The 25,961-nt window shown below is 33.2% G+C and carries 12 protein-coding genes; all 12 read left to right on the top strand.

What is annotated here, in order from left to right; genetic code table 11:
• Nucleotides 1-121 precede the first annotated feature (121 nt).
• Nucleotides 122-1,042, top strand: a complete 921-nt coding sequence (locus HY951_06475; GenBank protein ID MBI5539686.1) for a cytochrome c — start codon at nt 122-124, stop codon at nt 1,040-1,042.
• 746 nt (nt 1,043-1,788) lie between these two features.
• Nucleotides 1,789-3,501, top strand: coding sequence for a tail fiber domain-containing protein (locus HY951_06470; protein ID MBI5539685.1), 1,713 nt, complete (start codon nt 1,789-1,791; stop codon nt 3,499-3,501).
• A 315-nt stretch (nt 3,502-3,816) separates the two neighbouring features.
• On the top strand, nt 3,817-4,242 hold the full coding sequence (locus HY951_06465; GenBank protein ID MBI5539684.1) for a hypothetical protein: 426 nt from the start codon (nt 3,817-3,819) through the stop codon (nt 4,240-4,242).
• Between the two features lie 20 nt (nt 4,243-4,262).
• Nucleotides 4,263-7,247, top strand: coding sequence for a DNRLRE domain-containing protein (locus HY951_06460; protein ID MBI5539683.1), 2,985 nt, complete (start codon nt 4,263-4,265; stop codon nt 7,245-7,247).
• A 38-nt stretch (nt 7,248-7,285) separates the two neighbouring features.
• The gene (locus tag HY951_06455; protein MBI5539682.1) at nt 7,286-7,828 is read left to right on the top strand and encodes an OmpH family outer membrane protein; all 543 of its coding nucleotides are present in this window, start codon (nt 7,286-7,288) and stop codon (nt 7,826-7,828) included.
• Nucleotides 7,797-8,486 carry a hypothetical protein gene (locus HY951_06450; GenBank protein ID MBI5539681.1) on the top strand — a complete coding sequence of 230 codons (690 nt, stop codon included), beginning with the start codon at nt 7,797-7,799 and terminating at the stop codon, nt 8,484-8,486. Before HY951_06455 ends, HY951_06450 begins: the two co-directional genes overlap by 32 nt.
• A complete protein-coding gene (locus HY951_06445) occupies nt 8,483-14,743 on the top strand; it encodes a hypothetical protein (protein ID MBI5539680.1) in 6,261 nt (2,086 codons plus the stop codon). The genes HY951_06450 and HY951_06445 overlap by 4 nt, the downstream gene beginning before the upstream one ends.
• Nucleotides 14,740-15,492 (top strand): hypothetical protein, encoded by a 753-nt coding sequence (locus HY951_06440; protein MBI5539679.1) that lies wholly within the window; start codon nt 14,740-14,742, stop codon nt 15,490-15,492. Before HY951_06445 ends, HY951_06440 begins: the two co-directional genes overlap by 4 nt.
• Nucleotides 15,489-24,431, top strand: coding sequence for an RHS repeat-associated core domain-containing protein (locus HY951_06435; protein ID MBI5539678.1), 8,943 nt, complete (start codon nt 15,489-15,491; stop codon nt 24,429-24,431). The genes HY951_06440 and HY951_06435 overlap by 4 nt, the downstream gene beginning before the upstream one ends.
• Entirely contained in the window at nt 24,424-24,999 is a 576-nt protein-coding gene (locus HY951_06430) for a hypothetical protein (protein MBI5539677.1), read from the top strand. The genes HY951_06435 and HY951_06430 overlap by 8 nt, the downstream gene beginning before the upstream one ends.
• A gap of 151 nt (nt 25,000-25,150) precedes the next feature.
• Complete coding sequence (locus HY951_06425; protein ID MBI5539676.1) at nt 25,151-25,408, top strand: hypothetical protein; 258 nt, start codon at nt 25,151-25,153, stop codon at nt 25,406-25,408.
• 61 nt (nt 25,409-25,469) lie between these two features.
• Nucleotides 25,470-25,958: a transglutaminase domain-containing protein gene (locus HY951_06420; GenBank protein ID MBI5539675.1), complete on the top strand. Its 489-nt coding sequence runs from the start codon at nt 25,470-25,472 to the stop codon at nt 25,956-25,958.
• Nucleotides 25,959-25,961: the final 3 nt, after the last annotated feature.

Here is a 25,961-nt window from a genome sequence, read left to right as displayed (position 1 = left end):
ATGCAAATAATAATATGCATACAGATATGATTTTTATAGGTATTCAAAATTCTACAGTACAAATAAAAAAAAATAATATTTGGTAAATTCCAATTGAACCTTTTAATAAAAAATTAATTTAATGAAAAAGATTTTAAGCAGATCGGCTATTTTATTAATTGTATTTACAATTTGTTTAGTTTACAATTCATTTGCACAGGTTTGGATTGTTCCTGATAATAAAAAGAAAAAAACAAGTTCGTTTAAATTCTCACAGGTTTCAGTTTCTGATGGTGAGGCAATTTATTTAAAAACATGCCAATCTTGTCATGGTATACCTGGAAAAGAAAATTTTGCAAAATTAAATCCTTCTCCTGGAGATCTTTCAACTGATAAAGTTCAGAAGCAACTTGACGGAGAACTTTTTTTTAAGATAACAATGGGTAGAGGATTAATGCCTTCATTTAAGAATGTATTAAAAGAAGAGGAGCGATGGAAATTAATTTCATATTTACGAAGTTTTAATGATGCATATGCTCAGCCACCCCTTAGTGCTCCGTCTTCAGGTTGTAAGGGTTGTGTTACGAATATTGAACTAATGTATTTACAAGATAGTAGTAGAATGTTATTAAAAGCAATCGGTACGTTAAATGGAAATAACATTCCAATTTCTGATGCAGAAGTTTCATTATTTGTTAAAAGATATTTTGGAGATATGCAAATTGGAAAAACAGTGAATACTGATTCTGCAGGTCCTAATACTTTTAATTTACCAAAAAATATTCGTGGAGACCAAACAGGAAATGTTATTTTTATTATCAGAATAACAGATGAAAAGCAATTTGGTGAAACTCAAGATACAATTGAGATGCAAATTGGAATTCCAACCAACAATCCACCACTTAATGAAAACAGAGCATTATGGAACGTTGTTAGCAAAGCGCCGTTATGGCTCACTATTTCTTATTCAACAGTTGTTCTAATTGTTATTGGATGTATATTATATGTTATTTTTCAGTTGCTGCGTTTAAAAAGAAAATCAAAAACAAGAAATTCAAAATAATAAAAATAATTAAAATATTTACACAATGTTAATATATTTAAGTGAGTTCAATATAAAATATAAGAACGCATAGCTTTGTTACTTTTACGAGGTAGAATAACATCGTTTTCTTATTTGAATTCACGTTATTGTATGTGCTTTGTTTATAACACAGTGCAGACACAAAAGCAAATGCACATAAAACTTTCAGAGATTATTTAATTGATGAAATGAATGTGAGCTGTACTGGATTCGAATTTGTCATGATAACAAACACGTTGTCAAAACATAAACGAAGTCAATATTAGCTCGGTGAAACATTAGTGAAACATTTATATTAATGAATAATAAGTACATTATATATAATGATAATGACCAAAGATACTAAGAAATAATTAAAAATTAAGAAAGACTTAAGTCAAATTAAATATAAAAAAGATAGGTTTAAGAAGTAGTCCCTTTTACTTTGTTGTTAATTATAGATAAATAGAAAAAGGAACTTTTCTAATAAATTAACTTTTCAGTTAAAATACGCAGAAAACAAAAAAATATTCTAACAAAAGATCAGAAATTCTATTTCTCAATTATTAAAAGTACTACGTTAGAATTCAAAAAGCCTACGCTTAAATTCAAAATGCAACGTTAAAGTAAAAAGTAACTAAAACATATTAATACCTTCAATTATGTCATTTATTTGCTATCGTAAATAAATTCATTTAACAAAGCAAATAAATATGAAAACAACTTCTATTAAATTGACAATCGTCTTGACGGTTTTATTCGCTTTCAGTAGTTTTATTGTAAAAAGCCAGACTACTACTTTAAGTGGCACAGGGACTAATAATTGTACACCTGCTGCTGGTACAATGGGTACAAATAGTACTTTAGTTGGTTGTGGGGCAGGTAATAGCAATTGGGCTAGGCATAATACTTTTATAGGTCATGAAGCAGGATACCAAAATATAGGTGGTACAGAAAATGTTGCTGTTGGATATAGGGCACTTTATACGCAAGCTTTTTCTGACTCAGCTGACAGTTATAATGTTGGAGTAGGAAATTATTCACTTTTCAGCGATACTACAGGAATTAAAAATACTGCTATAGGTCATGAAACTTTGAAAAACAATAGAACAGGTAATTATAATACTACTTCAGGTTATCGTTCTGGATATTCTATAGTGAGTGGAAGTTACAATACTTTTTCAGGATACCAATCTGGTAATGCTAACACAGCCAGTTATAACACTTTTATAGGTTCTAATAGTGGGCTTTCAAATACATCTGGAAATTATAATTTATTTTCAGGGTATCAATCTGGAAATAATAATACAACAGGTTCACAAAATACATATATGGGTATACAAGCAGGTTATAATGGAACAACAGCCAATTATAATACGTTTATAGGATTTATGGCGGGATTTCCGAACACTGGTAATTTTAATACATTTAGTGGATGGAAATCTGGATATTCTAATACTTCAGGCAACAGCAATACTTATAGTGGAAGCTATGCCGGTTATTCAAATACTACTGGAAAATATAATACAGCATTTGGTTATTATGCAGGATTTACAACTATAGCGACCGATTCAAATACTTTTATTGGATATGGTGCTGATGCCACTGCAAATAATTTAAGTAATTGCGGTGCATTTGGATTTGGCGCAAAAACTAATGCAAGTAGGAAAATTGTAATTGGACATACAAACTACGCTACTAATGGTGGGCAAATTGGTGGTTATGTAGGTTGGACAACTTTTTCAGATGGACGATTTAAAGTCAATGTTAAAGAAGAAGTAAAAGGAATAGAATTCATAAAGAAACTACGTCCGGTTAATTATCAGTTAGATTTACAAAAGTTGGATGATTTCCTTTTGAAGAATTCTTCGGATAAATCAGATAGTATGAATGTCAGTAAAAATTCAAGAACGCAATCTTTAAGCACAGTTCATACAGGATTTATAGCTCAGGAAGTAGAACAAGCTGCCAAAGAATGTGGATTTACATTTGATGCTGTTCATGTACCATTTGACAATAATGACAATTATTCTTTAGTTTATGCCTCATTTGTAGTTCCATTAGTAAAAGCTGTACAAGAACAACAAAAAATGATTGAAGAACTACAGACAAAAATTGCAAGTTTGCAAACAACAGGACAAATAAATTACCAAGAAGAATCCCTAACAACGTTACAGGTTAAATTATCTAATAACAATCAGACCATACTTTACCAGAACGAACCCAATCCATTTGGAGAGAAAACTGTAATTCGTTATTTTATCCCTGAAAATTCAAACGGAAAAACTTTCATTGTATTTTATGATATGTACGGAAAGGAAATGAATAGAACAGAAATTACATCCAAAGGCTACGGTAATATGAATGTAAATGCCGAGAATCTTGCTTTAGGGATTTATTCATACAGCATTATTATAAATGATAAAACCATAGACACTAAAAAAATGATTAGAAACTAAGAAAGGCCCATATCAAGCTTCAAAAAAGAGATTGCCTTAAAAAGTAATCTCTTTTTTATTTTGTTATGAATTTTCAAAAAAATCGAACAAGAGTTTTCTTGTTTTTTTAATAAAATTAACTTTTCAGCTAAAATACGCAGAAAAATATCAAAATAGTCTGGTGTAGGTTCAGAAATCTCATTTTTCAATTTTCAAAAATACGACGTTCAAATGCAAATCACCTACGTTCAAATTCAAAAACGAACGTTAAAGTAATTTTATTAAAAACTCTTCTGCCTTTTATAAATAAGGCTTTTTTTTGTTTTAAAAAAGTTTATGATAGTTAAAGGAATATTATGTGCAATTCTGATATTATTTAGTCTTTACATAGAGGCTCAAAATAACACTAACAATAATCAACAAATTAGCGATACTACTTTTGACGTAATTTACACGCCAACAGGTGAAGTGCTTAACCAAACCGATACGATTTATAATGTTGAAATTAAAGTAGGTAAAATAATTTCTTTGCAAAACATTTCCGGTTTTAAAATTAAAATAAAGTCTTTGGAGAATGGTAATATTTTGCACGATTACACTGTGAATAAAACAGGAAATAATAATTCAAACTTTAATTTTAATCATATTAATGGTGATGCCAAAATTGAGATTTTAAATGTTAACCCTATTGATTTCGATTATGAAGTCCGTTACATAGACAACAATGGCAACTCTTCTAATTCTATTATACGAAAACATTAATTGTGAATAACATGAATGCAATGAAATATCTATCACTGATTGTAATGTTTTTTTCCTTTACCATGATGGGAAAAGCACAATATAAAATCACTATTTATCCAGATATTGATGCAAACGTTAAAAAGCTTAACTCGTCAACTAATTATGGTTCAGATGTAACATTTATCGCTCGTTACACAAGTTCTACTGATATAGTCAGGGCCTTAATGAAATTTGATTTATCTAGTTTGCCTTCAAATGCAGTTATAAATTATGCAAGATTAACACTGTATGGAATAGATCATAATGGAAGTTCAAATTCATCATATGTTCAAAGAATTACACAGTCTTGGGTTGAAAATACTGTGACATGGACAAATCAACCTACTGTTTCGTCAACCGACCAAATAACGATGCCTGCAAATACTGGTGATTCAACGGCTAATTACTATATTGATATTACAGACTTTGTTATGAAATGGGTTGGATACGATAGCTCAGAATACAATTATGGCTTTTTATTACGACAAATAAGCGAAACAGGATCTGCAAACGGGCTTGAATTTGGTTCAAGCGATAATGGCAATTCATCAAAAAAGCCAAAACTGGAAATAAGTTATTCGCTGAGTTCAGTAGTAGTTCAAAGAGATACTCTTTATCCAGATATAGATGCTTTAATTAACTCCTCTCAAACAACCACAAATTACGGAAGTAGTAAATATATTGAAGCAAGTTTGGCAGGGACAACGAAAAAACGTTCCTTAATAAAATTTGATTTATCTAATATTTCTTCAGAAGCAAAAATTAAAACCGCTACTTTGATTTTACAGGGAGTAAATCATTCAGGAACAAACCCATCATATTTACAAGTACTTTCACAAGCGTGGTCTGAAAATTCAGTAACGTGGTCAAATTGTCCTTCTACAACAACAAATAACCAGATATCATTATCTCAATCCTCTTCTTCTACTCAGGATTACAATATAGATGTAAAAACAGTAACACAAAACTGGATTAATCTTAAGGAAAGCAATAATGGTTTGTTGTTGGTTAAACAGTCTGAGGCATCAACAGGAGCCTTAATTTTTGCTTCAAGTGATACGTCTGCCACACAGGAACGCCCAAAACTAATTGTAGAATATTATATCCCATATATTAAGAACAAGTATTTTAATCCAGATAAAGACGCATTTTTAAAATGGAAAGTAAATGATGCAAGTTGGGCTTCTTCGAATTTTGGGACACATCCTTTTTTTAATGCAGAAGCAGGGACAGTTAGCGGATATGCTTATAAAATCAGAAGTATTGTTCAACTTAATTTGTCTGGTATTCCTAGTCAATCAACAATTCGCAATGCTGAGTTTTATTTAAATTGGTATGATTCAACTGCTGCCTGGATTAGACATAGTACAAGTAATAGTCAAAGTACTTTAAATCGTGTTACATTGGGTTGGACAGAGAACGGAATAACATGGGATAGCATTAATAATTATTATTCAACAACCGATTATGTTTCAATCCCAGCGGCAACAACAAATACTGAGAACTTCAAAGTTGATATTACTTCATTTGTTAAAAATTGGCATAGTGGAACCTGGACTAATAATGGGATGTTGTATAAACTAGCTACAGAAACTTCATACCGATATTTATATATGGGCTCTTCTGATCGATGGAAGAAGACAGCAGTTCCAAAATTTTGTGTTAACTATATTCCACCATTAACGGTGAATTATACGGTTGTGGGCATAAGCCAGAATGACAGTACGCTGGGGAGTATTTCTTTAAATCCTTCTCAGGGAATTCCGCCATATTTATATAGTTGGGAAACAGGTGATACGACAAGTAGTTTAGAGAATTTATGGATTGGAAAATACGATGTTACAGTTACTGATTTTTTAGACTCCAATTATGTGCTTTCCGTAAATATTCCTGGAGAAGTTCTTTGGACAGAACTTGTAAAGGCTGAATTCAGTGGAGATTCAATTATCAAAACTTATAATTCCTCAGCTTGGGATGCAGGTGGAGTTTCAAGGAATATTCTCAAAGCAAATGAAGAAGGGTATATATATTACAAAGTGAGTGAAAATAATTACTCAAGTGTAACCCGTATTCTTGGATTTAACAAGCAAAATAAAGCCCAGATGGATAGTATTTATTATGCTTTCAGGTTTAGTTCAGGAAATTATTCTTATCAGGTTAACGGCACAGTTGGAAGATCTACGAGTTATACAGTAGGTGATGAATTTAAGATACTTCGTTCAGGTGGATACATTTATTTTTATAAAAATTCAGTTCAATTATATTCAATTTCTACTAATATGAGTGATGAGCTTATTGCCGATGTAGGGCTATATAATCAAAATGCGTACTTTAAAGATGTAAAAGTTTCTTTTGGAAATATGCCATGCCTGGGAGTAAACACAACGCTTTTGGACTCAACTTATACCTATATAATTAATGGTGGCGGGATTTCTGACACGTGCAATAATGGTACTGTCTCAAATTATTGGATTGACAGAATTTTACCGGGGAATACGGAAGAATTTAAGCTGCATTTTTATGATAGCACTATGACTGATACTTCTACTATAATATTTGTTATGGACACTACTTATACCCCTAAGGTTCCACAGTGGCTAGTATGGAATGGAAGTCAATATGATACATTATCAATGGATAGCAGTTACTTTAAAATTCTCATGAATGAAATAGCTTTTACTGATGGAGATAGTTCTTTATCTGTTGTAAATAATACCATTTATCCTGTTTTACAATATGGAACATTATTGACTCCCGATAATGATGGAAGGTATGATATTATGAATATTGAAGGGGCAGAATATATTAGTGATTTTGAATTTAATGTATATAATGTTGAGAATACTGAATTATATAGTACAACAGACTATACCAAAGGTTGGGATGGCAAGTATTCCGGTACACTTGTTCCTGTAGGGCAATACAGATACCTTATTACAGCTGACGGGTTGACTTTTGAAGGATATTTTCTTGTTCAGTATTAAATGTTAAATAAAATCTTAGAATTTAAAAACAAAATAAAATGGAATTAAAACGAAGCATCATAACTTTCAGTATAGCAATATTAACTTCTATTGGAGTATCTGTGTTTATTTATTGGTATACACGACCCAAAATTGGTTATGTGCGTTCACAGGAGTTAATTATGGGTTATGCAGGAACAAAAGATGCACAATATAGTTATAAGGAAAAAATCACAGGAATGCAATCAAATTTGGATTCGTTAATCACTGAATTCAACAAAGTGCAAGAGAATTTTAAATTGGTTAAAAGCCCAAATGAAAAATCTTCTTTAAACGAAGAGTTAACGCAAAAACAAATGGATATTCAAAAATATAGCCAGGCTATTGAATCAATGAGTCAACAGGAAGAAAGCAAAGCACTGGAAGGAGTACTTAATCAGGTCAATAGTTTTATTTATGATTATGGAGAACAACACGATTATGACCTAATACTGGGTACAACTTTATCTGGGAGTATATTATATGGAACAAAGGTAATTGATATAACCGACCCTATTTTGAAACTTCTAAATGACCATTATAAAGGAGATGAGAAAAAGTAATTATATACCATTAGTTTTTGTAATCTGCATAGTTGCTTCTTTTGTTTTTTCTGGATGTAAGAAATCTGATCCAGAAACATACAACGAGTACCTATCATGGATAAATGATCCTGATAATGGCTATATAAAAGAAAGAAGGGTCTGGGGAATCGTTTATCAGGCAAGGTATCTGCCTTCAGATTATTTGGTTTTAAAAGATTTAAAGGACAAAACAATTGATCTTAAAAATACAGATAGTCTTTTTTCTATTTACGATAGTTGTTTAACCATCATGCTTACTATTGGGCCTAACAATGAACTTCAGGAAAAAACAGATCTTTTTATGAATGGGGTAAAAGACCTTAATGAGTTTAAAGAAAGAGTACAGCTTCTGAGTTTTAATATGTCTGAACAAATAAAACTTAAAACAGGAAATTTAATATCAAAGCCCGTTTTATATAATTATGAAAACATATACGGACTTAAGCCTGACCGTGATTTTATTTTTGTATTTGCTCCTGAATCCCTTTCTCAGAAAGAATTCTACAGTTCAGATACATTAGATGTTATTTACGAAGATAAAATTTTTGGTACTGGGATACATCACTTTATCTTTTTGCGAAATCAGATTAACAGAAAGCCATTACAAAACAAATTAAAAAATCAAATTAGCATATGAAAATCCCCAAGCCAGCTGCTCATGTTATTCGTGGGCTAATCTTATTATCCATTGGAGGATCGTTCCTTGCATTGACAAGCGGACCAAGCCAACCGGAATTTTCAAGTTTTGAGCCAGTTGCTACTACAAATATGGTAAGTGAATTTTCGGGTGATTTAACTTACAACCTTCCTGTAATAGAAATTCCTGGCCCTAATGATGCAGGGTATGCTCTTTCATTATCCTATCATAGTGGTGCAACTCCTGAAGAAGAGGCTTCTTGGGTTGGATATGGCTGGACATTAAATCCCGGATCAATTAGCAGGAATAAAAGAGGATACCCTGATGATTGGAAAGGAGCACCTGTTACCTTTTGGAATCAATCTGATCCCAGTATGACAGCTGCTATAGGGGGTGCTGTGAATATAGAGTTTTTTAGTATTGATGCCGGACTGGGGGCAAATGGGAGTATCCGGTATAACAATTATAAAGGCTTTGGATATTCATGGGGTGCAGGTGTAAATCTTTTTAATGGAGTTGTGAGTCTTGGTTTTCATGTTGACGACGGCGAAAAAAGCTTTTCGGCAGCGATAAACCCTGCTGCTGCTTTAAATTATTGTAAAGAAAAAAATGAAGAAAGTTCTTCAGAAATTAAAAAAAAGGTGGATACATATAAAGAAAACAAAAAAAATGGTGTCCCAAAGGAAAATAACCCAAAACCAAATACTGGTAAATATAAAGATAGTAAAGGTTCAACATTACAAACATTTGCCGGTCCTGTTGCAGGAATGGGTAATATGTATACTGCCCATTATTTTAATACTACAGAAAGACCCACTTCAGTTTCAGGATATAGTGGTAACAACTGGACTATTGATCTTGGTTTACAAGGGACTCCTGTTCCTGCTCAAATAGGATTAAGCGGAGATATATGGGGTAATTTCTCTTATCAGGCAAGTAACCCCAGTGAGACACATAACGCATACGGTTATTTATATACATCAAATGCAACTAATGGTAGTTCGGTAATGGATTATCATACAGAAAAAGGTTCCTCATACAATAAAAGAGATGTGTTTATAGGTATTCCAATTAGTGATGCTGATATGTATTCAGTAACAGGCGAAGATGTTCAGGGTGGTTTTAGAGCCTATTTGGGTCAAACTGGAAATTTCAGACCTAATTCAGTAAGTAGTACTACTAATCTATATACAGTGGGAGTAGAAATTGAACTTGGTCTGGATAACGGTGGTGGTGCTGAATTACAATTTGGACAACAGATTCTTAGTGTAGCTCCCTGGAAAAATAATCTGAGCTTTAGTTCATTGGGTTCAACAGGATTTAACGAACCCTTATTCTTTCGATTTAATAACGATTTAGGAGGATATGTTGATTATGCAAATGATGATAATTTGGTAACTGCAAACCTGAGTAGTTCGAATAATATACCTGGCTTAAAAGCATACGAACCTGTTGTTGGTCAAGACATCATTAAACTTAAAAATAACCCTCGTTCGGGAAGATCATCCTATATTGGTTTTTCAACCAATAGCGAAATGCTTGAAGAAATGATATTCAGCAATGATACCTGTCGTTATCGGGCATATTGTAAAGACTCAAAAATAAATTCCTGTATTAACAGAAATACAAATGGGATAAAAGAACAAATCGGAGAATATCAGATTGTAAACGCAGATGGAAATAGTTATACCTATGGTTTACCTGTATATGCCAGAAATGAAAAAAGCATGTCGTATGGAATAAATCCTGCCTCAGCACAGATTACAAGTAATGATTATTACATATTATATCATGACATAACAACTCCGATGAAATCAAAAGTTGGAGAAAGTTTTACAACACCTTATGCAACTGCATACTTACTTACATCAATCACAACCCCAGATTACATTGACAGAACAAATAACGGCCCATCAGATGATGATTTCGGTGGATATACCAGATTTGAGTATGATAGTCTTTATGGGTCTTATGATAAAGAGCACGGTAGTGGTTGGTACGATTGGCGTACACCTTATAATGGAATGTATTACAACAGAGGTATTTTTTCTGATCCTAAAGATGATTTGTTATCATTAAGTGGAGGCGAAAAGGAAATATATTACTTAAAGGAAATTGAGACAAAAACACATCTTGCCAAATTTATTACTTCATTTCGTGAAGATGGATTAGGTGCTTCACCTAACGTAAGAAACGCATCAAGTTTTGATACTACTAAAAATGTAAATGAAAAACTAAAAAAACTTGATAAAATAGAACTATATGCTAAAAAGAATGGGGGGCTTGAATTAATAAAAGTTGTAAATTTTTCATATGATTACTCACTGTGTGGAAATGTAGTTAACAATACCGGAAATACAAGTGTAAGTGGAAACTCAAATAAAGGGAAACTTTCACTACGTAAAATATGGTTCGATTATAAAGGAATTTATAATGCCAGAATCAGTCCTTATGAATTTTTCTATGAATATCCCACAACAAACTACCCTGATGAATATAGTTCATTCGCAAATTATGGACAATTTTCATCCTCTGAACAAAATCCTAATTACAGTATTTACAATCTTGATCCCTGGGGAAATTACAGGACTAATGGTCAGGATAGGTTTAATAATCTCAGACCATGGCTTTCTCAGATTCAGGACACGACTTTTGATCCAGCTGCATGGCAATTAAAAAAGATACAACTACCATCAGGTGGTGAAATCCACGTACAATATGAACAGGATGATTATTGCTATGTTCAGGATAAGGATGCTCATGTAATGGCATCAATAGATCATATTACAGAAACAGCAAATTCTACTAAATATTTTCTTGATTTATCAGATTATGATTATTCTTCATCTGAATTACAAGAAGTGGCTGATGCTATTAATAGAAATTATCGAGATCCGAATAAACGGATTTTCTTCAAGTTTCTTTATAAGTTAATCGGATCAAATAATCCTGATTTAAACCCAACTGTTTGCAACAACGAGTACATAGATGGATATGTGTATATTAAAGAAGCAAAGTTAGATGTAGGTTCAGGAATGGTTTATATCGAATTAAAAACAAAGGACTCGAATAAATACAATTTACCTGAACAGGTTTGCGAAGATTATGTTAAAAAAGAAAGAGTTGGTGATATAAAAATTTCTGGAAATTGTGATTGTGGTAATGGAATTTTCTCCTCGAACGGAGCATTAGATATTGCAGAAAGGTTAATGAGCTTAGGGGCGAGTTTTTCAGAAGTTGATGCAAGTTTAGTTTGCAAACATATTTCAAATGATGACTCTTATTTTAAGATTCCATATATCGGAGATAAAAAGGGAGGCGGAATAAGAGTAAAAAGACTATTGTTATATGATGAAGGAATTTCTGGTGGAGAACCGGTTTTATTTGGTAGCGATTATACATATAAGTACTGGGATGCAGCTAAAAGAAAATGGCGTAGTAGTGGTGTAGCAACAAATGAGCCTGGGGGGATGCGTGAAGAAAACGCACTTGTGCAGGCAATAGAAAGACCAGATCAACCGGATTTGGAAAGGATTATTTCGGGTCGGGACAGAAAACAGTCTGAAGGGCCTTTAGGTGAAGGATTATTACCCGGCCCGTCTGTTGGATATGGTCGTGTAGTTGTAAATAGTATTCACAATAAAAGGACATCTCCAGGATTTTCAATAAAAGAATTTAATACATGTAGAGATTTTCCTTTTATAGCTTCAAAAACAACCCTGAGTGGCGGTTGTAAAAAAACCGATTACCTGCCTTTAACATTAGGCTATATAAACAGAATAATTGATAATATGTGGTTAACACAAGGATTCTTGTTTAAAATGAACAATATGCATGGACAGCCAAAAGGGACAACTGTATATGCAGGAAACTATTCTTTTAATACAACAACAAATACTGAGAATGCTTCTCGTGTAAAAATGTCTGGTGAAGAATTCGAGTATTTCAATCCGGGCGATAAATTACCGGTATTAACCTCCATTCAGGATTTGAAAAAAGTAATGCTTCCAGGTGGTTGGGATAATTTGTCAAAAATGCCATTGGGAAAAGAAATGGAAACTGTGATTGAAACAAGGGAAACACGGGATGAAAATGATAATATTTCTTTAGAATTCGATGCTGATGTAGGTCTTGCGGGTGTTATTCCACTTGTGTATTTTTCACTAAAACCAACCATCACATATACTGAATCGGAACTTTATACTCATGCAATAACAAAGGTTATATCATATCCGGCAGTTGTGAAGAAAATTAAAATCTATAGGGATGGGATGAATATCGTATCAGAAAATCTGGCATTCAGTCCTGAAACAGGTAAGCCTCTTGTTGTAAAAACTACAGATGCATATAACGACAAAGAATTAAAAGGTGTTTCCCATAACGGTGAAATGAAAACATATAATATTCCAGCTTCATTTCCGTATGCGAATTTCAAGCAAAAAGCAACAAATGAGCGTCTTAAAATTTACAACACTACAGGTATTGAAATAACTTATTATGAAAGTCCTGAACATGTTTTAGTGAGTGTCACTGACACATCGGAAAAAGGTAGAAGAATCAAGCAATTGCAAAAAGGAGATATTGTTCTTCTGACTGATAAAAACGATATGAACAAGAGGGCAATCTTCAATATTAATTCAGTGAGTGGAAATTATGTAGGTCTATTGCCTGTATATTATTCTGACCCTCTGGTATTGGGTAATGAGGTTAATGTAGAATTAGAAGTTATCAGAAGTGGGTGTAATAACAAATTAAATGAAATGGCTGGAACTTTTACAACATACGGTGAAGATGATATTGAGACAGATACAACATATACTGATATTTTGGATTATAGGGATGAATTATCAGATGCCCTTAATACAACAGGAATTGGTACTTTATACTTTTCAGACCTATCACCTTCAATACTTGACAGTATTGCAAATCCATTCACAAGCGGGTGTGGGATTGATGACCATTTTAGAGCTGTTTTAAGTATGAGTAGTCCAATATTATCTTTTGAAGTAAATAACGGTGGAGTGTTAAGTACAACTATTGAACTTTATGAACCCAGTGGTAATATAGGAACCTTTGCGATTGATACAACTAACATGCAATTGGTATACTATTCTAACCTTCCTTTCCAACCTGCTCCACAATATGTAACCAACTTACAATTCTGTAACAACACATCACCAAAAATTTATGTAAATAACACTATTTCTTCACAAGCAAGTACTTTCTCTGATCTATGGACTTATAATGAGAGTATATATTATCCATTATTAACCGGAAGAAACGATTATGAAAAGGGTATACTTGGTAAATGGAGAAAAGATGCCGATTATTCATATAGAACATCGGTGTCTATTCAAGACACAGCGTATTCATATGGTTCGGGTGTATATAAAATGGAACTATTTAATTGGACATCGCCATCTGCTAACAATTTGAATAATTGGTTGCCTCTCACTAGAATTAAATCTTACACACCGGATGGGAACGAAATAGTTGAAGAGAATATTTTGGGAATTAAATCAATCGCCAAATATGGCTATAACCGTTCATTTCCTTACCTTGTTGCAACAAATTCCACATATGAAGGTTCTTACTTTGAAAGTTTTGAAAATATTTATGAAGATGGTTCCAATGATTTTCTTGAAGACGGAACTCCCATAGAATCATATGTTGATATTGACAGTACTTTGGGTCATGCAGGGCGAAGTTGCCTTATATTGAATTCTGGAAATGATTCAAAAATCCTTTCTTATGCTCCTGTCTCCTCAAAAATAGCCCAAAAGGGATTACTTTTTAAGACATGGGTTTATTTAGGAACAAATCATCAGGATTTGTTTTATAATAAACTTAAGGTCGAAGTCAGGGATTCAGCAACGACAGATGTTGAAACCTTTAGTTACCTAAAATATGTTGCCCGTGTGGGTGACTGGGCTTTGTTTGATGGCAGTATTTCTTCGTATGATAGTACTATTGCTGCTTACATCTGTTTAGGATATATTTTCCCGCAGGGTACTACAACTATCCGTGTTGACGACATTCGTTTTCAGCCTTCCGATGCTGTTGTAAAGGCATATGTATACGATGTTGCAACAAAGAATGTGCTTTGCATTTTTGATGACCAGCATTTTGGACTTTTTTACCAGTATAATGCAGAAGGAAAGCTTATACGAAAACTGAAAGAAACGACTAAGGGAGTAAAAACTATCCAGGAAACAGAATACAATTTTAAATCAGAACCTTTTTCTCAGAATCCATGATAAAAAATATAATTATATCAATTCTGGTTTTATTAAACACATCTGTTTTTTCGCTTAATACAAGCGAAAAAACAGATGCTGTTAATTGTTTAAAAAAGGCATATGCACAATGGAATTCATTGTTAAAAGAACAAAAAGAAACAGCCATTTGCATAAAATACAGTGTCACTATAAAATACATGCAGGAAAATGCAGAGAAAACAACAAATTCAACAGTAGAGTTTTATTCAAAAAATGACAAGTCTGTTATTCTCAATTCAGATATGCAATATTATGGAGATAATGCACTTTGGATGGTGATACAACCTATAGAAAAGAGAATTACTCTTTACGATCCTGACAATAATAAATTAAATCAGAGGAAATCCATTCAACCTTCTGCTATTCAGGATAGTATTTTTAAAGTAAGTACTGTGATTAGTGATAAAAAAGAAAAAACCGGAAACAAAGAAATTAGAAAAATAAGAATTAGGTTAAACGAGAAAGGAATTAAATCATTTGGTTTTACGACAGTTGATTATATTATTGATTGCACTACAAATCAGATTAAAGCATTGAAAATGTATTTTGCTCCTTCTTCAAAACAAATGAGATCGTTGGAGCTTAAAGTAAACGAAATAAATAATAAATATTCAGGACAAGTTCTTACAAATAATTTTTATTCCAAAGTATTCCAACCTAACGGAAAACTACGTTCAGACTACAGTAAATATCAAGTAAAAGATTTTCGAAAATCCAAGAAATTATGAATACATATATTCAACATCGGCTGATACTTTTTGTATTGATGTTTTTATTAGCAGGAATTTCATTTTCTTCAATACAAGCCCAATCTCAATATTATTTAACCGATACATCTATTATTAATAAAACTGATTTGCTAAGTGCAGATAGTATTAATTTTATTGTATCATCAGTAACCGTACCAAATGGATGTGGTTATGCTAGAGGAAATGGCACCTTTGATGTGCGATTTGCTACAGATGATGATTATGAATTCGGCTCAACTTCTTTTAGCTATTACACAATTGTTACGATTTTTGGATATGATGCTCTTAACAATATTTTATTTCAGAAGGTTGAAACACTTGCTTTGTCACAAACTCAGCCCGAAGTACTAATGCATGTCGATTTTAGCGATGTTGCAGGAATTGTAGACCATTTTAAAGTAGAATATACGAGTTGCTCTGGTTGCTCAAGTTCTTATTGGGCTACTTGGGTAAAATTAACAGCATGGTATATAATCGATCTTCATTGGTTAGCGATGTCTGCAAATGAACTTGTTTCAGGATTATCTGTTGACATGAATCAAACTAACACAAACAGGGTGCGATTTAGTTGGTCATCGGATTGTCCTTATTCGGATTATGAATTTCAGTTGCTAAAAATGTACGATACTACCAGTACTGATCGTGTGAATGAAGACGAGGTAGATGCATGGGTAGATTGGAATAAAGCACTTACCATAGAAACACAATCAAATCAAACTTTTCTTGATCTCACACTTACTGAAGGAACAGGTTACTATATTTGGAGAGTAAGACCAATAAGCACACAATATCCGGGTGGTAAAGCTGATTCCAGAAATTATGGAAGTTGGTCGCACCATATTGCACAGGGAACACTTTATAATTTTACTGATAACACAAGTGTTGATGATATCTTTTTTTACAATCAATTTAATGAAGATATAAACTGGATTTATAGCCGTGTTTTTTCTGAAGGTGGAGCTGCTACAAAGAGTCCTTTTAAGCTAAAAGAAACAATTTCGTTTGCCAATGGTCTTCAGCAGATGGAACAAGATCAGGTTCATCTCGAAAGTGCCGACACTGTAATGGTAAAAGCTACTGTATATGACTATGCGGGTAGACCAGCTTTAACTTCTTTACCGGTTCCGGTCTCAACAAATTCTTTGGAATATGTTCAGGATTTATTAAAAGAACGACATTCCGATTCTTTGTATTCTGCCAGACATTTTGATTCTGATTCTACATGGTTTGCCCCAAAACAAACAGTTGATAGTATTGGTTTTTATACTTATTATTCTGAAAATAACAGCGATGTTTATGTTCCCGATGCTGAAAAATATCCTTTTTCCCGAACACTTTATCAGGGAGGTACCGGACGGGTAATACAACAAAGTAATCCTGGAGCAATTCATACAGTTCGTAAGAATGACTCACATACTATCAAAACATATTATACAGGTGTTGCCGATAATGAGTTGGTTCGTGTTATGGCAAATGAAGCCCCTGCCGGAAATTCCGTGTATAAGGAGATTGTAACCGATCCAAATAATTCAACCTCGGTAAAATATTATGAGAATGATGGAAAATTAATAGCTACCTGTCTGGCTGTAAACCCCTACCGCAATGCAGCACTTGAATCTCTTTCTTCGCAGGCAGATGCTAATTTTTCAGTAAACTTTGCTACTAATGGTAATACACAAAACGGAAATTTAATTACAGCTCAGGGTGCTTTTATTTTATTTGATAATGATAGTACAACTGTTGATGTAAATTACACAATAACTCCCCAGAGATTAGAAAATGATTGTGATACAACCATTTGTCGTACTTGCGATTATGTGGTTAGGCTCAGAGTTATAAATACAGATCTGGATTCTGTGATAACAGCTGATACTTTGGAAATACTTCATCCAGATAGTTGCCAAACAACCAAAACTATTACTCATTCATTTAAACTTCCAGCCGGTTCTTATCTATTACAAAAAGAAGTTACAGTAATGAATTCAGACAGTCAGGGGAATTTGTTTATGACTAGCGATGTCCATGATTTATTTACTGCTGATTCATTATTGATTCGTGATTCAGTTGAATATTATATTCATTTGCTTGATTCTTTAGGTGTTGATAGTTTTTATTATACTTTTGGTGTTAATGTGAACGCATATCTTTTTCCAGATAAAGATCTTCATGATTCAACTATAATACTTCCTGTAAATTCTTGTTTCTCAATACCAATTCCCGTTATGGCCTGCCCTAATATTCCATGCGATGTTGAAAATACAACAGCAGAACAGGCAGAACTTTTCATGACCTATTTTTCATCTTATAATGATACAGTTATTACAAATCATGACACTTATCTAGGATTTTTTGGAAGTCATTATACATGGAATACATTTGCGACAATGGTTGATAATATGCTACAGGATGGTTATGATTGTGAAGCTATATGGAATTGTTGGAGAGGAGTTGTATATAGTTATGGACAATACCAAACAATATCGGGAAGTGATTCTTCTAATAATCATCAACTCAATTTAGTAAGTGAATTTCTTGCTTGTACAGGTTATCATTTTAACTCTACAGATACAAGTCAGACAGCAGTATATCCTCATGCATATGAATGGGTTTATTATAATCCTGCTATCGAATCTCATACTGCTTGTAAGGAAGCCATTAATCAATTAGTTTGCGCTGACACTACTTCATGTGCAAATTGTCTTACACGGGCAGATGATGATTTTACTTGTTGGGGTACAGGTACTACATTAAATCATTATCTTGAACTTTTAAATAACTGTATTGGCAGTCAGTCTAATTACTTTTTCGATGATTGTGCCGATTGTTTTACATTTACACTGGATTATTTTAGCAATCCTGCAAATACTCAGGATGTAATAGATTCCATTGCACAAGCAAATATGGATAAGTGCAGGGAACGATGCGATCAACGTCGTGCCGGTTTTGAATCAAATGTGGTGCAACTGATACACGACCAACAGGATTATATAGAAGGTGACTGGCATCAGTTAGCAGCCGATACTACTTTTGGGCTACATTATATTTTTGATTATTCAACATCTCATGACCCTGATATTTTTGATAAATCCAAATCACAGGTACAATGCTTAACAAATGCTTTGGTTGATTATTGCATGGAAGGGTGTGAACTAACAAAAGTTGGTGATTCTTGGGGTGACTCAACTCAATGGGCGCATTTTCAACGGTCTTTTAACGGCATGTACGATTTGTCATTTAATGGTGGCACTGGATGGGATACTGTGTCAACCAACGGAATAAGAAGTGAGATTATGAGTGCCACTGATGTTACAGATACTACTTATGGTAAATTTCTAAAAGTATGGGATAAAGTTGATGGTGGAGGAAATACGGAAACACTCAGTTCAGTTATTCAAACTAAGGATAAAGGATTATTACTAATCGGTACTTCTAATACAGTTGATACTATCGGGAACAAAGATGGTTTACCAGCTGTTAATGAAGATTACTGGATTGTTAAAAAAGATAGTTCTGGGGCAAAAGAATGGGGTATTGATATCCAGGCAGCTGATAAAGATTTTTTGAAATGTGCTATTCAGACTTGCGATGAAGGTTATTTGTTAGCAGGTACATCAAGGTCTGATTCGGTTCCAGGGTATTCCAAATTGTCAAGAGCTATCGGATATGACGATTTTTGGATAATTAAATTGGATAAAAGTGGAAATAGAATTTGGGATAAAACCTACGGTGGTACTGACAATGACGACTTGAAAGCCATTGTCGAATTACCTGATAAATCTATAATGTTATGCGGATCTTCTTTTTCCGATAGTTCGGGAAATAAAACGACTCATAATCGTAAAAATGGTATATATAGCACCAGTGATTATTGGGTAATTAAAGTAAGTTCATTAGGTGAAATAATTTGGGATAAAACCTATGGAGGCTATGGTTCAGATGTGTTAACAGATGCCATATTAACAGGAGATAACAATGTGTTGTTATGTGGATATACAAACTCTCCATTATGCGATACTTGTTCGCTCACTTCCAGCTATGTGACCGATACTCTTGCGAATAATTCAACCGACTACTGGCTTGTTAAAATTGATAAGAATGGAAATGTATTATGGAATGAAGTGTTAGGAGGAAATAACGATGATTTTGCATGGTCAGTTACCGAAACACCCGATTGGAACATTATTATTGCAGGTAGTTCTTATTCAACTCAGGGATATGGCGACCATAATGCAGCAAATTATAGTGAATCTGACCTTTGGCTGGTACGGACTAATCCTTTCGGACAATACCAGTATGATCGCACATTCGGCTCAGATGTTCATGAAGCAAAAGAAGGTGCAGATATTATGAGAGCTCGTTCAGGGAATTATTATTTAATGACAACAGCTGAGGTTATTACAATTAATGATACAACTTCAACGCGCCATGCAACCGGAAGTCTTGCAAGCAAAATAATGTGGTCAGTGATAGTGGATGATTCATTAAATTATATTTATGATATAGCTTTGCAGGGACTGGGATATCTTAATCCAATAACATTTAGTAATAATGGTACATCAGTAATACAAACATTTGACAGGGATATTGTTTTCGGAGGATATTCAAATGATACAATAGGAAATCAGAAAAGTGCAAAAGCATTTAATTTATCAAACGATTACTGGACATTAAAATATAAATATGTTTGTAAAGACCAGACTATTTGTATTAAATGGAAACCATTCCCTGTAATTTCAGATACTCTGGATGGTTTTGTTGATATACAACCTATGAATTGTGAACAGGCTATTATATCTGACATAAAAAATATGATACTTATACAGGCTAATGATTTTATAGAATCACACCGTCTGGAATTAATTCAGGAATATCAGAATAAATGTACGCTGGCTGCATCTCTTAATGATTCTTATACTGCACAATACAATCTCGCTTACCACCACTATACACTCTACTATTATGACAGGGCTGGTCATTTGATTAAAACCGTACCTCCTGCTGCGATTGATTTAACTCAAACTTATTCAAGAAGTGATACTACTGTTTATCCACTTGCAACAACGTATCAATATAACAGTTTGGGACAACTTATAGAGCAAAAAACACCTGATGCCGGTGAAACAAAGTTTTATTATAACAGCATGGGTTTATTGCGATTCTCGCAAAGTGCACAACAGACTATTGATGAAAAATTCTCTTATACCAAATATGATAATAATTTCCGGGTAATTGAATCTGGTGAAGGAGCTGACGGAAATGGTTTTATGGATCAAGCCCATTTAGATGATAATACCTGGCCTTCAGCAAGTCATTGCAAACAACAGGTATATACTGTTTATACTACTCCTGGTTTTAATATTCATTATCTGGATGGTTCTTCTCAACATAATTTGCTTAACCGGATAAGTTATACCTATACTGCTGATTCAGTTTACACATGGTACAGTTACGATCCTCACGGGAACGTTGAATGGCTTATTCAGGAGTTGCCATATCTGGGAAAACAATATATTGGATACGATTACGATTTGGTAAATGGCAATGTGTTAAAAGTAAAATATAATGAAGGTAAAATCGATCAGTTTTTCCATCGGTATACATATGATGCTGATAACAGGATTGTATTAACTGAAACATCCGTTGACGGAAATATCTGGGATAAAGATGCTCAGTACAGTTATTTTCTTCACGGTCCGTTAAGGCGTACTTTGCTGGGTGAAGACAAAGTTCAGGGAACTGATTACACATATACTTTACAGGGGTGGCTTAAATCGATTAATCAAACTTCTCTTATACCTTCACTTGATCCGGGATTTGATGCCCGTAATGGTGCTGCAAATGAAAATGTGGCACAAGATGCTTTTGCTATGCAATTAGAATATTTTAACAGCGACTTTACACGTACTAATTCTTTTATGACAATAAACGATGCGTCTACTTACACGGGGTACGATGGCTTATATAACGGCAACATAGCAGCCTGGACTTATCAGCATAAGACAAATAATAATTTGAATTATAATGGTCTACAGGGTGATAGATTTCATTACGATGAACTGAACAGATTGCTGACAAGCCAGTGGTATGATAATAGTTTAAGTACTACCGGCACTTATGAAACTCGTTATTTATATGACCCGAACGGGAATATAAATTCGCTTTTACGTTTTGATGAAAATGGAAATACTTTCGATGATTTTACATATAACTATAACAATAACACTAATCAGGTAAATTCTGTTATTGAGAATATTTCAGGTATGTATACCACTGATCTTCAAAAATCTTTGGAACAATTAATATATGATGCTAATGGAAATCTTATTTCAAGCCCGAACAATGATGATGAGATTGATACTATTTACTGGACAGCTTTTGGAAAAATCAAGAAAATAGTTCGTACTTCTAATTCCGAAAAAGACCGACTTGAATATTTTTATGATGCAGCAGGAAACAGGGTAATAAAGAAAGTAACTGATTTTAATGATAATGTTTTTAAAACATTTTATATACGGGATGCACAGGGAAATATTATGGCTGTATATGAAGATAGCACGGATTATAATTACGAGCTTATAAAGTACAAGCTAAAGGAACAACCAATATACGGAAGTAGCCGTTTAGGAACTCGAACATCGGATTTGTTGGTTAAAACTTATGACTGGCATCATAATGAGGTATTAGAAACAGATTACTCTGAAATAAAATCAGAAAAAATAAGACTTGGAACTACTGCAAATTATTCAACTTTTATTATTCCCAATATTGATGATGTAAGCAGTGCAAATCTTTCGCTTATGTCGTTTAAATCTAATGTTGTTATACCTCTTCAGTCTCCAAAAACAGGAATTAAATATGTAAACTTCAGTGGTGCAACTCCAACGTATCCAAACGTTAGCTTTTTATCAACCGGTTTAAATCCGGGCGCACTTGCAGCAGGCGAAGACCGATACGGAAATGTTTGGTTTGACGGAGTAACATTTCAAACGATTAACAGTATGTTTGATGTAACTGTTTTGCGTGACCGTTCAAATAACATAATTAATAATTGCTACAGTATTCCTTCTTCATTTAAAAATGAAGCTATGGCTATGCAAACGCCCGACTCGGCAGGACAGTTTTATCTTTTTACTTTAAGAGGAAAGCCCTATTGCACAACCATCGATCTTACCAACACAACAGCACCCGAGGCACGGAATATTAATTTCTTTAACAACTCTTATTTTGGTCGTACTATGGCACTTTTGGCAGATTATCGTCCCGGTTACCTTAGTTATTTATATTTGCGAAGCTACAATAGCGACTCAACAAGTATATGGGCGTTTCCTGTGTATCCCGACAGTGTGGGAACAGGAAGGATTCTTAAAAAGCAATTCTCAAAAGATAACGCTGGCGTAAGCCAGATAAGGGTATCGCCCGATGGCACTATGCTGGCTGTAGCCGACAAAGAAAACGGAACAGGCAGTTATTTGCGTGGAACCATTTATATCTATAGCCTTAATGCAACCCACGACACTTTATCGACTGCTATTGATTCGGTAAGGTTACCCAATGCCAAATTCTGCAAAAGTTTTGATTTTTCGCCTGAAAATAAGTACATTTACTTCACCGAAATAAATCAGGGAATGGGTACTCCTGTAAAAATAAAACGCCACCTTATAAATAATTTCACAGGCAATGCTGTATCTCTTGCAAATGCAACGGGAGAAGTAAGGCGTAGTAAAAACGGGAAAATATATGTTACTCCGGGTGGTACAAAAAATCAATATATTATAACCAACCCAGATGCTGCTACACCAACATGCACTCTTACCCAAACAATGACCGATGCCAACTGGAAATATGCTAATTTTATGATGAACCAACCGGTTTGCTTTTATACTAAGGAAGAGAACCTGTTTACACGAAATGTAAATAAAAAACAATACGAATTAACCGACCATTTGGGTAATGTGCGCATTGTTTTGAGCGATGTAAAAGAATATGGCGATACTGTTGGTGGTCCCAATAGTTTTACTGTTAACGATCTAACAACAAATAACTACATGCCATTTGGTTTCCCTACTCCGGGTAGAAATTATTTTGGAGCAACAACTTACAGGTTCGGATTTAACGGCAAAGAAAAGGATGACGAGATTACTGGCTCAACAGGAAGTAATTTAGATTTTGGAGCAAGAATTTATGATAGTAGGATTGCAAGGTGGTTGACTATTGACCCATTATCATTTAATTACCCGTTTTTAAGTCCATACCAGTATTGTGCAAATAATCCAATTATTTTTGTGGACCCAGATGGTAAAAAAATTAAACCTACTAATGAAACTACAACAGAAGTTTTCCAAGAAAAGAACAGCTCATACAAAAGGGTATTAGGTATTGTTGAAGAAGATGGTGTATATTCAGCAACTGAAAAATATAGTGACCAAGATGAATTTAGAACTGCACTTAAGTTGGGAGATGTTAAGATGACTGAAAATCAAATAAATGAAGCTTGGGATTATTATGGATTACTCTCAACAAGAGAAATTATAGAGGTTACATGTACTCAGTATGCAGAATCTAATTCTGATCAGACTACTGGAAATATTGGTAATCAAAATGACCCATCACATCTTGGTAAAGGAGGTTTATTGACTGATTCAGATAAAAGAAATCATTATGCAAGACTATTGAAAAAAGAGGGTGTATTAACCAAGAGATTAAATGATGCATTATATGATGGGAAACCTATAAATGACGAAGATATTTCAGCAGAAGTTTTAGTTGATAAAAGAGGAAAAGGATGGGCATTTTTTAAAAATAATGGACAAAATAAATCAGTTAAGGGAGAAGTTCTTATTGATGCAACTGGAAAGAGTAAAAGAAGAATAGGAACAGATATTATTAAAAAAACTAAAGAAGCAGTTTCAAATGATTAGACTAATTCTATTATTTATATTTTTTTTGACATCATTGATTGTTCAGAGTCAAAATATTTTTAAAATTTTTAAGGATGATACTATATTTATCAAGAAAAAAGGTTTATTAGACGGTTTTAATTACTCTTTAAAAGATTCCTTGCCAGATGGAAAATATATATTATTTAATTTGGAAAAAAAAGATAGCTCTTCAGAAAATTTGGTTATTAATTTCCAAGGTGAATATAAAGAGAGGCTTAAAGAAGGCGAATTTATTCAAATTAATTATAATGTTAATAATGGTAAATTAACACCTTCATATATTCGTCAATGTAATTATAAAACAGGATTAAAAAATGGCATTGAGGAAAGTTGGTGGTACTGTAAGCATGGATTAGAATATAATATTATTATGGAATTTAGAGGTGAATATAAGCAAGGAAGAAAAAATGGTTTGTTCTTGTACTATGATGAAGGTTGTTTAAATAAAATTATTGAATATGAGAATGATTCTTTAAAAAGAATTGTGTTTGAAGATAATAACTCTTATTTAATGAAAAAAGATTTGTTTAATCATTTCAAAAAATAAAAATTGCCTATCTTAAGTCTTCATTTAGTATCTTTTACTATAAATAATAACAAAACTTCACAATGACCCTCCCAAAAATAAAAAAGTCAAAAATGGTGCTTACCTTTTGGTAAAAGAAAGTTTATTGAAAAAATAATTTAAACATTGTTATATGGAATATCTGAAAATTTTTGAAAATTGGGCAGATTATGATAATCTAAAGAAAAAGAAAACGGACAGCAACTTCTTTTCCTGTGAAGAAAAGTGGGAAATTGAATATTTACGAGGAAAAATTAAAGAAATTTATCCATCAATAGATGATGAGAAGATTATATTAGCAATAAAAGTATGTTGTAGTACTATTGCTCCTCCTCGACCAAGAAAAGATTTTATCATTTGTGTTTTGAGAAGATTAGGAATAATTAAATAATTATTTTTTAATGTGCAGCTGATGAACATTAATAAGAATAACAAACTATTAGAATTAAAAGATGAACTGCCCAAAACATAACAATAGGTATTATTATAATGACTATATAACACCTAGCAATAAAGATGTGATAGCAATTGTTCATCAATTATCGGGTAACCAAATTGAATCTTGTTTTAATTATGTAAGCCTGAATATTGAGTATGTGATAGATAAACAACAATATGGTTTTGATGAGTATTGGGCGTTTCCAGAAGAAACAATAAGTAGACGTATGGGAGATTGTGAGGATACTTCATTTTTACTTGCATCATTGCTACTTGCATCTGGAATAAATCAAAATTATATAAGAGTGGTCATCGGCTTCTTACATAGAAAAGGTCATGCCTGGGTTGAGGTTGATACAAGTGATTATGGCTGGTTAATATTAGAAAGTACATCTGATGATGTGTTTTGCATTGGTCGAAATGCTTATACAATAAAAACAGGTTATTCGAATGGATATGTACCAACAACCTATGTGTACAACAATTCTTGCATACGTGTATAATAT

The sequence above is a fragment of the Bacteroidia bacterium genome (assembly GCA_016218155.1).
GTDB lineage: Bacteria > Bacteroidota > Bacteroidia > Bacteroidales > GWA2-32-17 > GWA2-32-17.
This window is presented reverse-complemented; position numbering and strand designations above follow the sequence as displayed.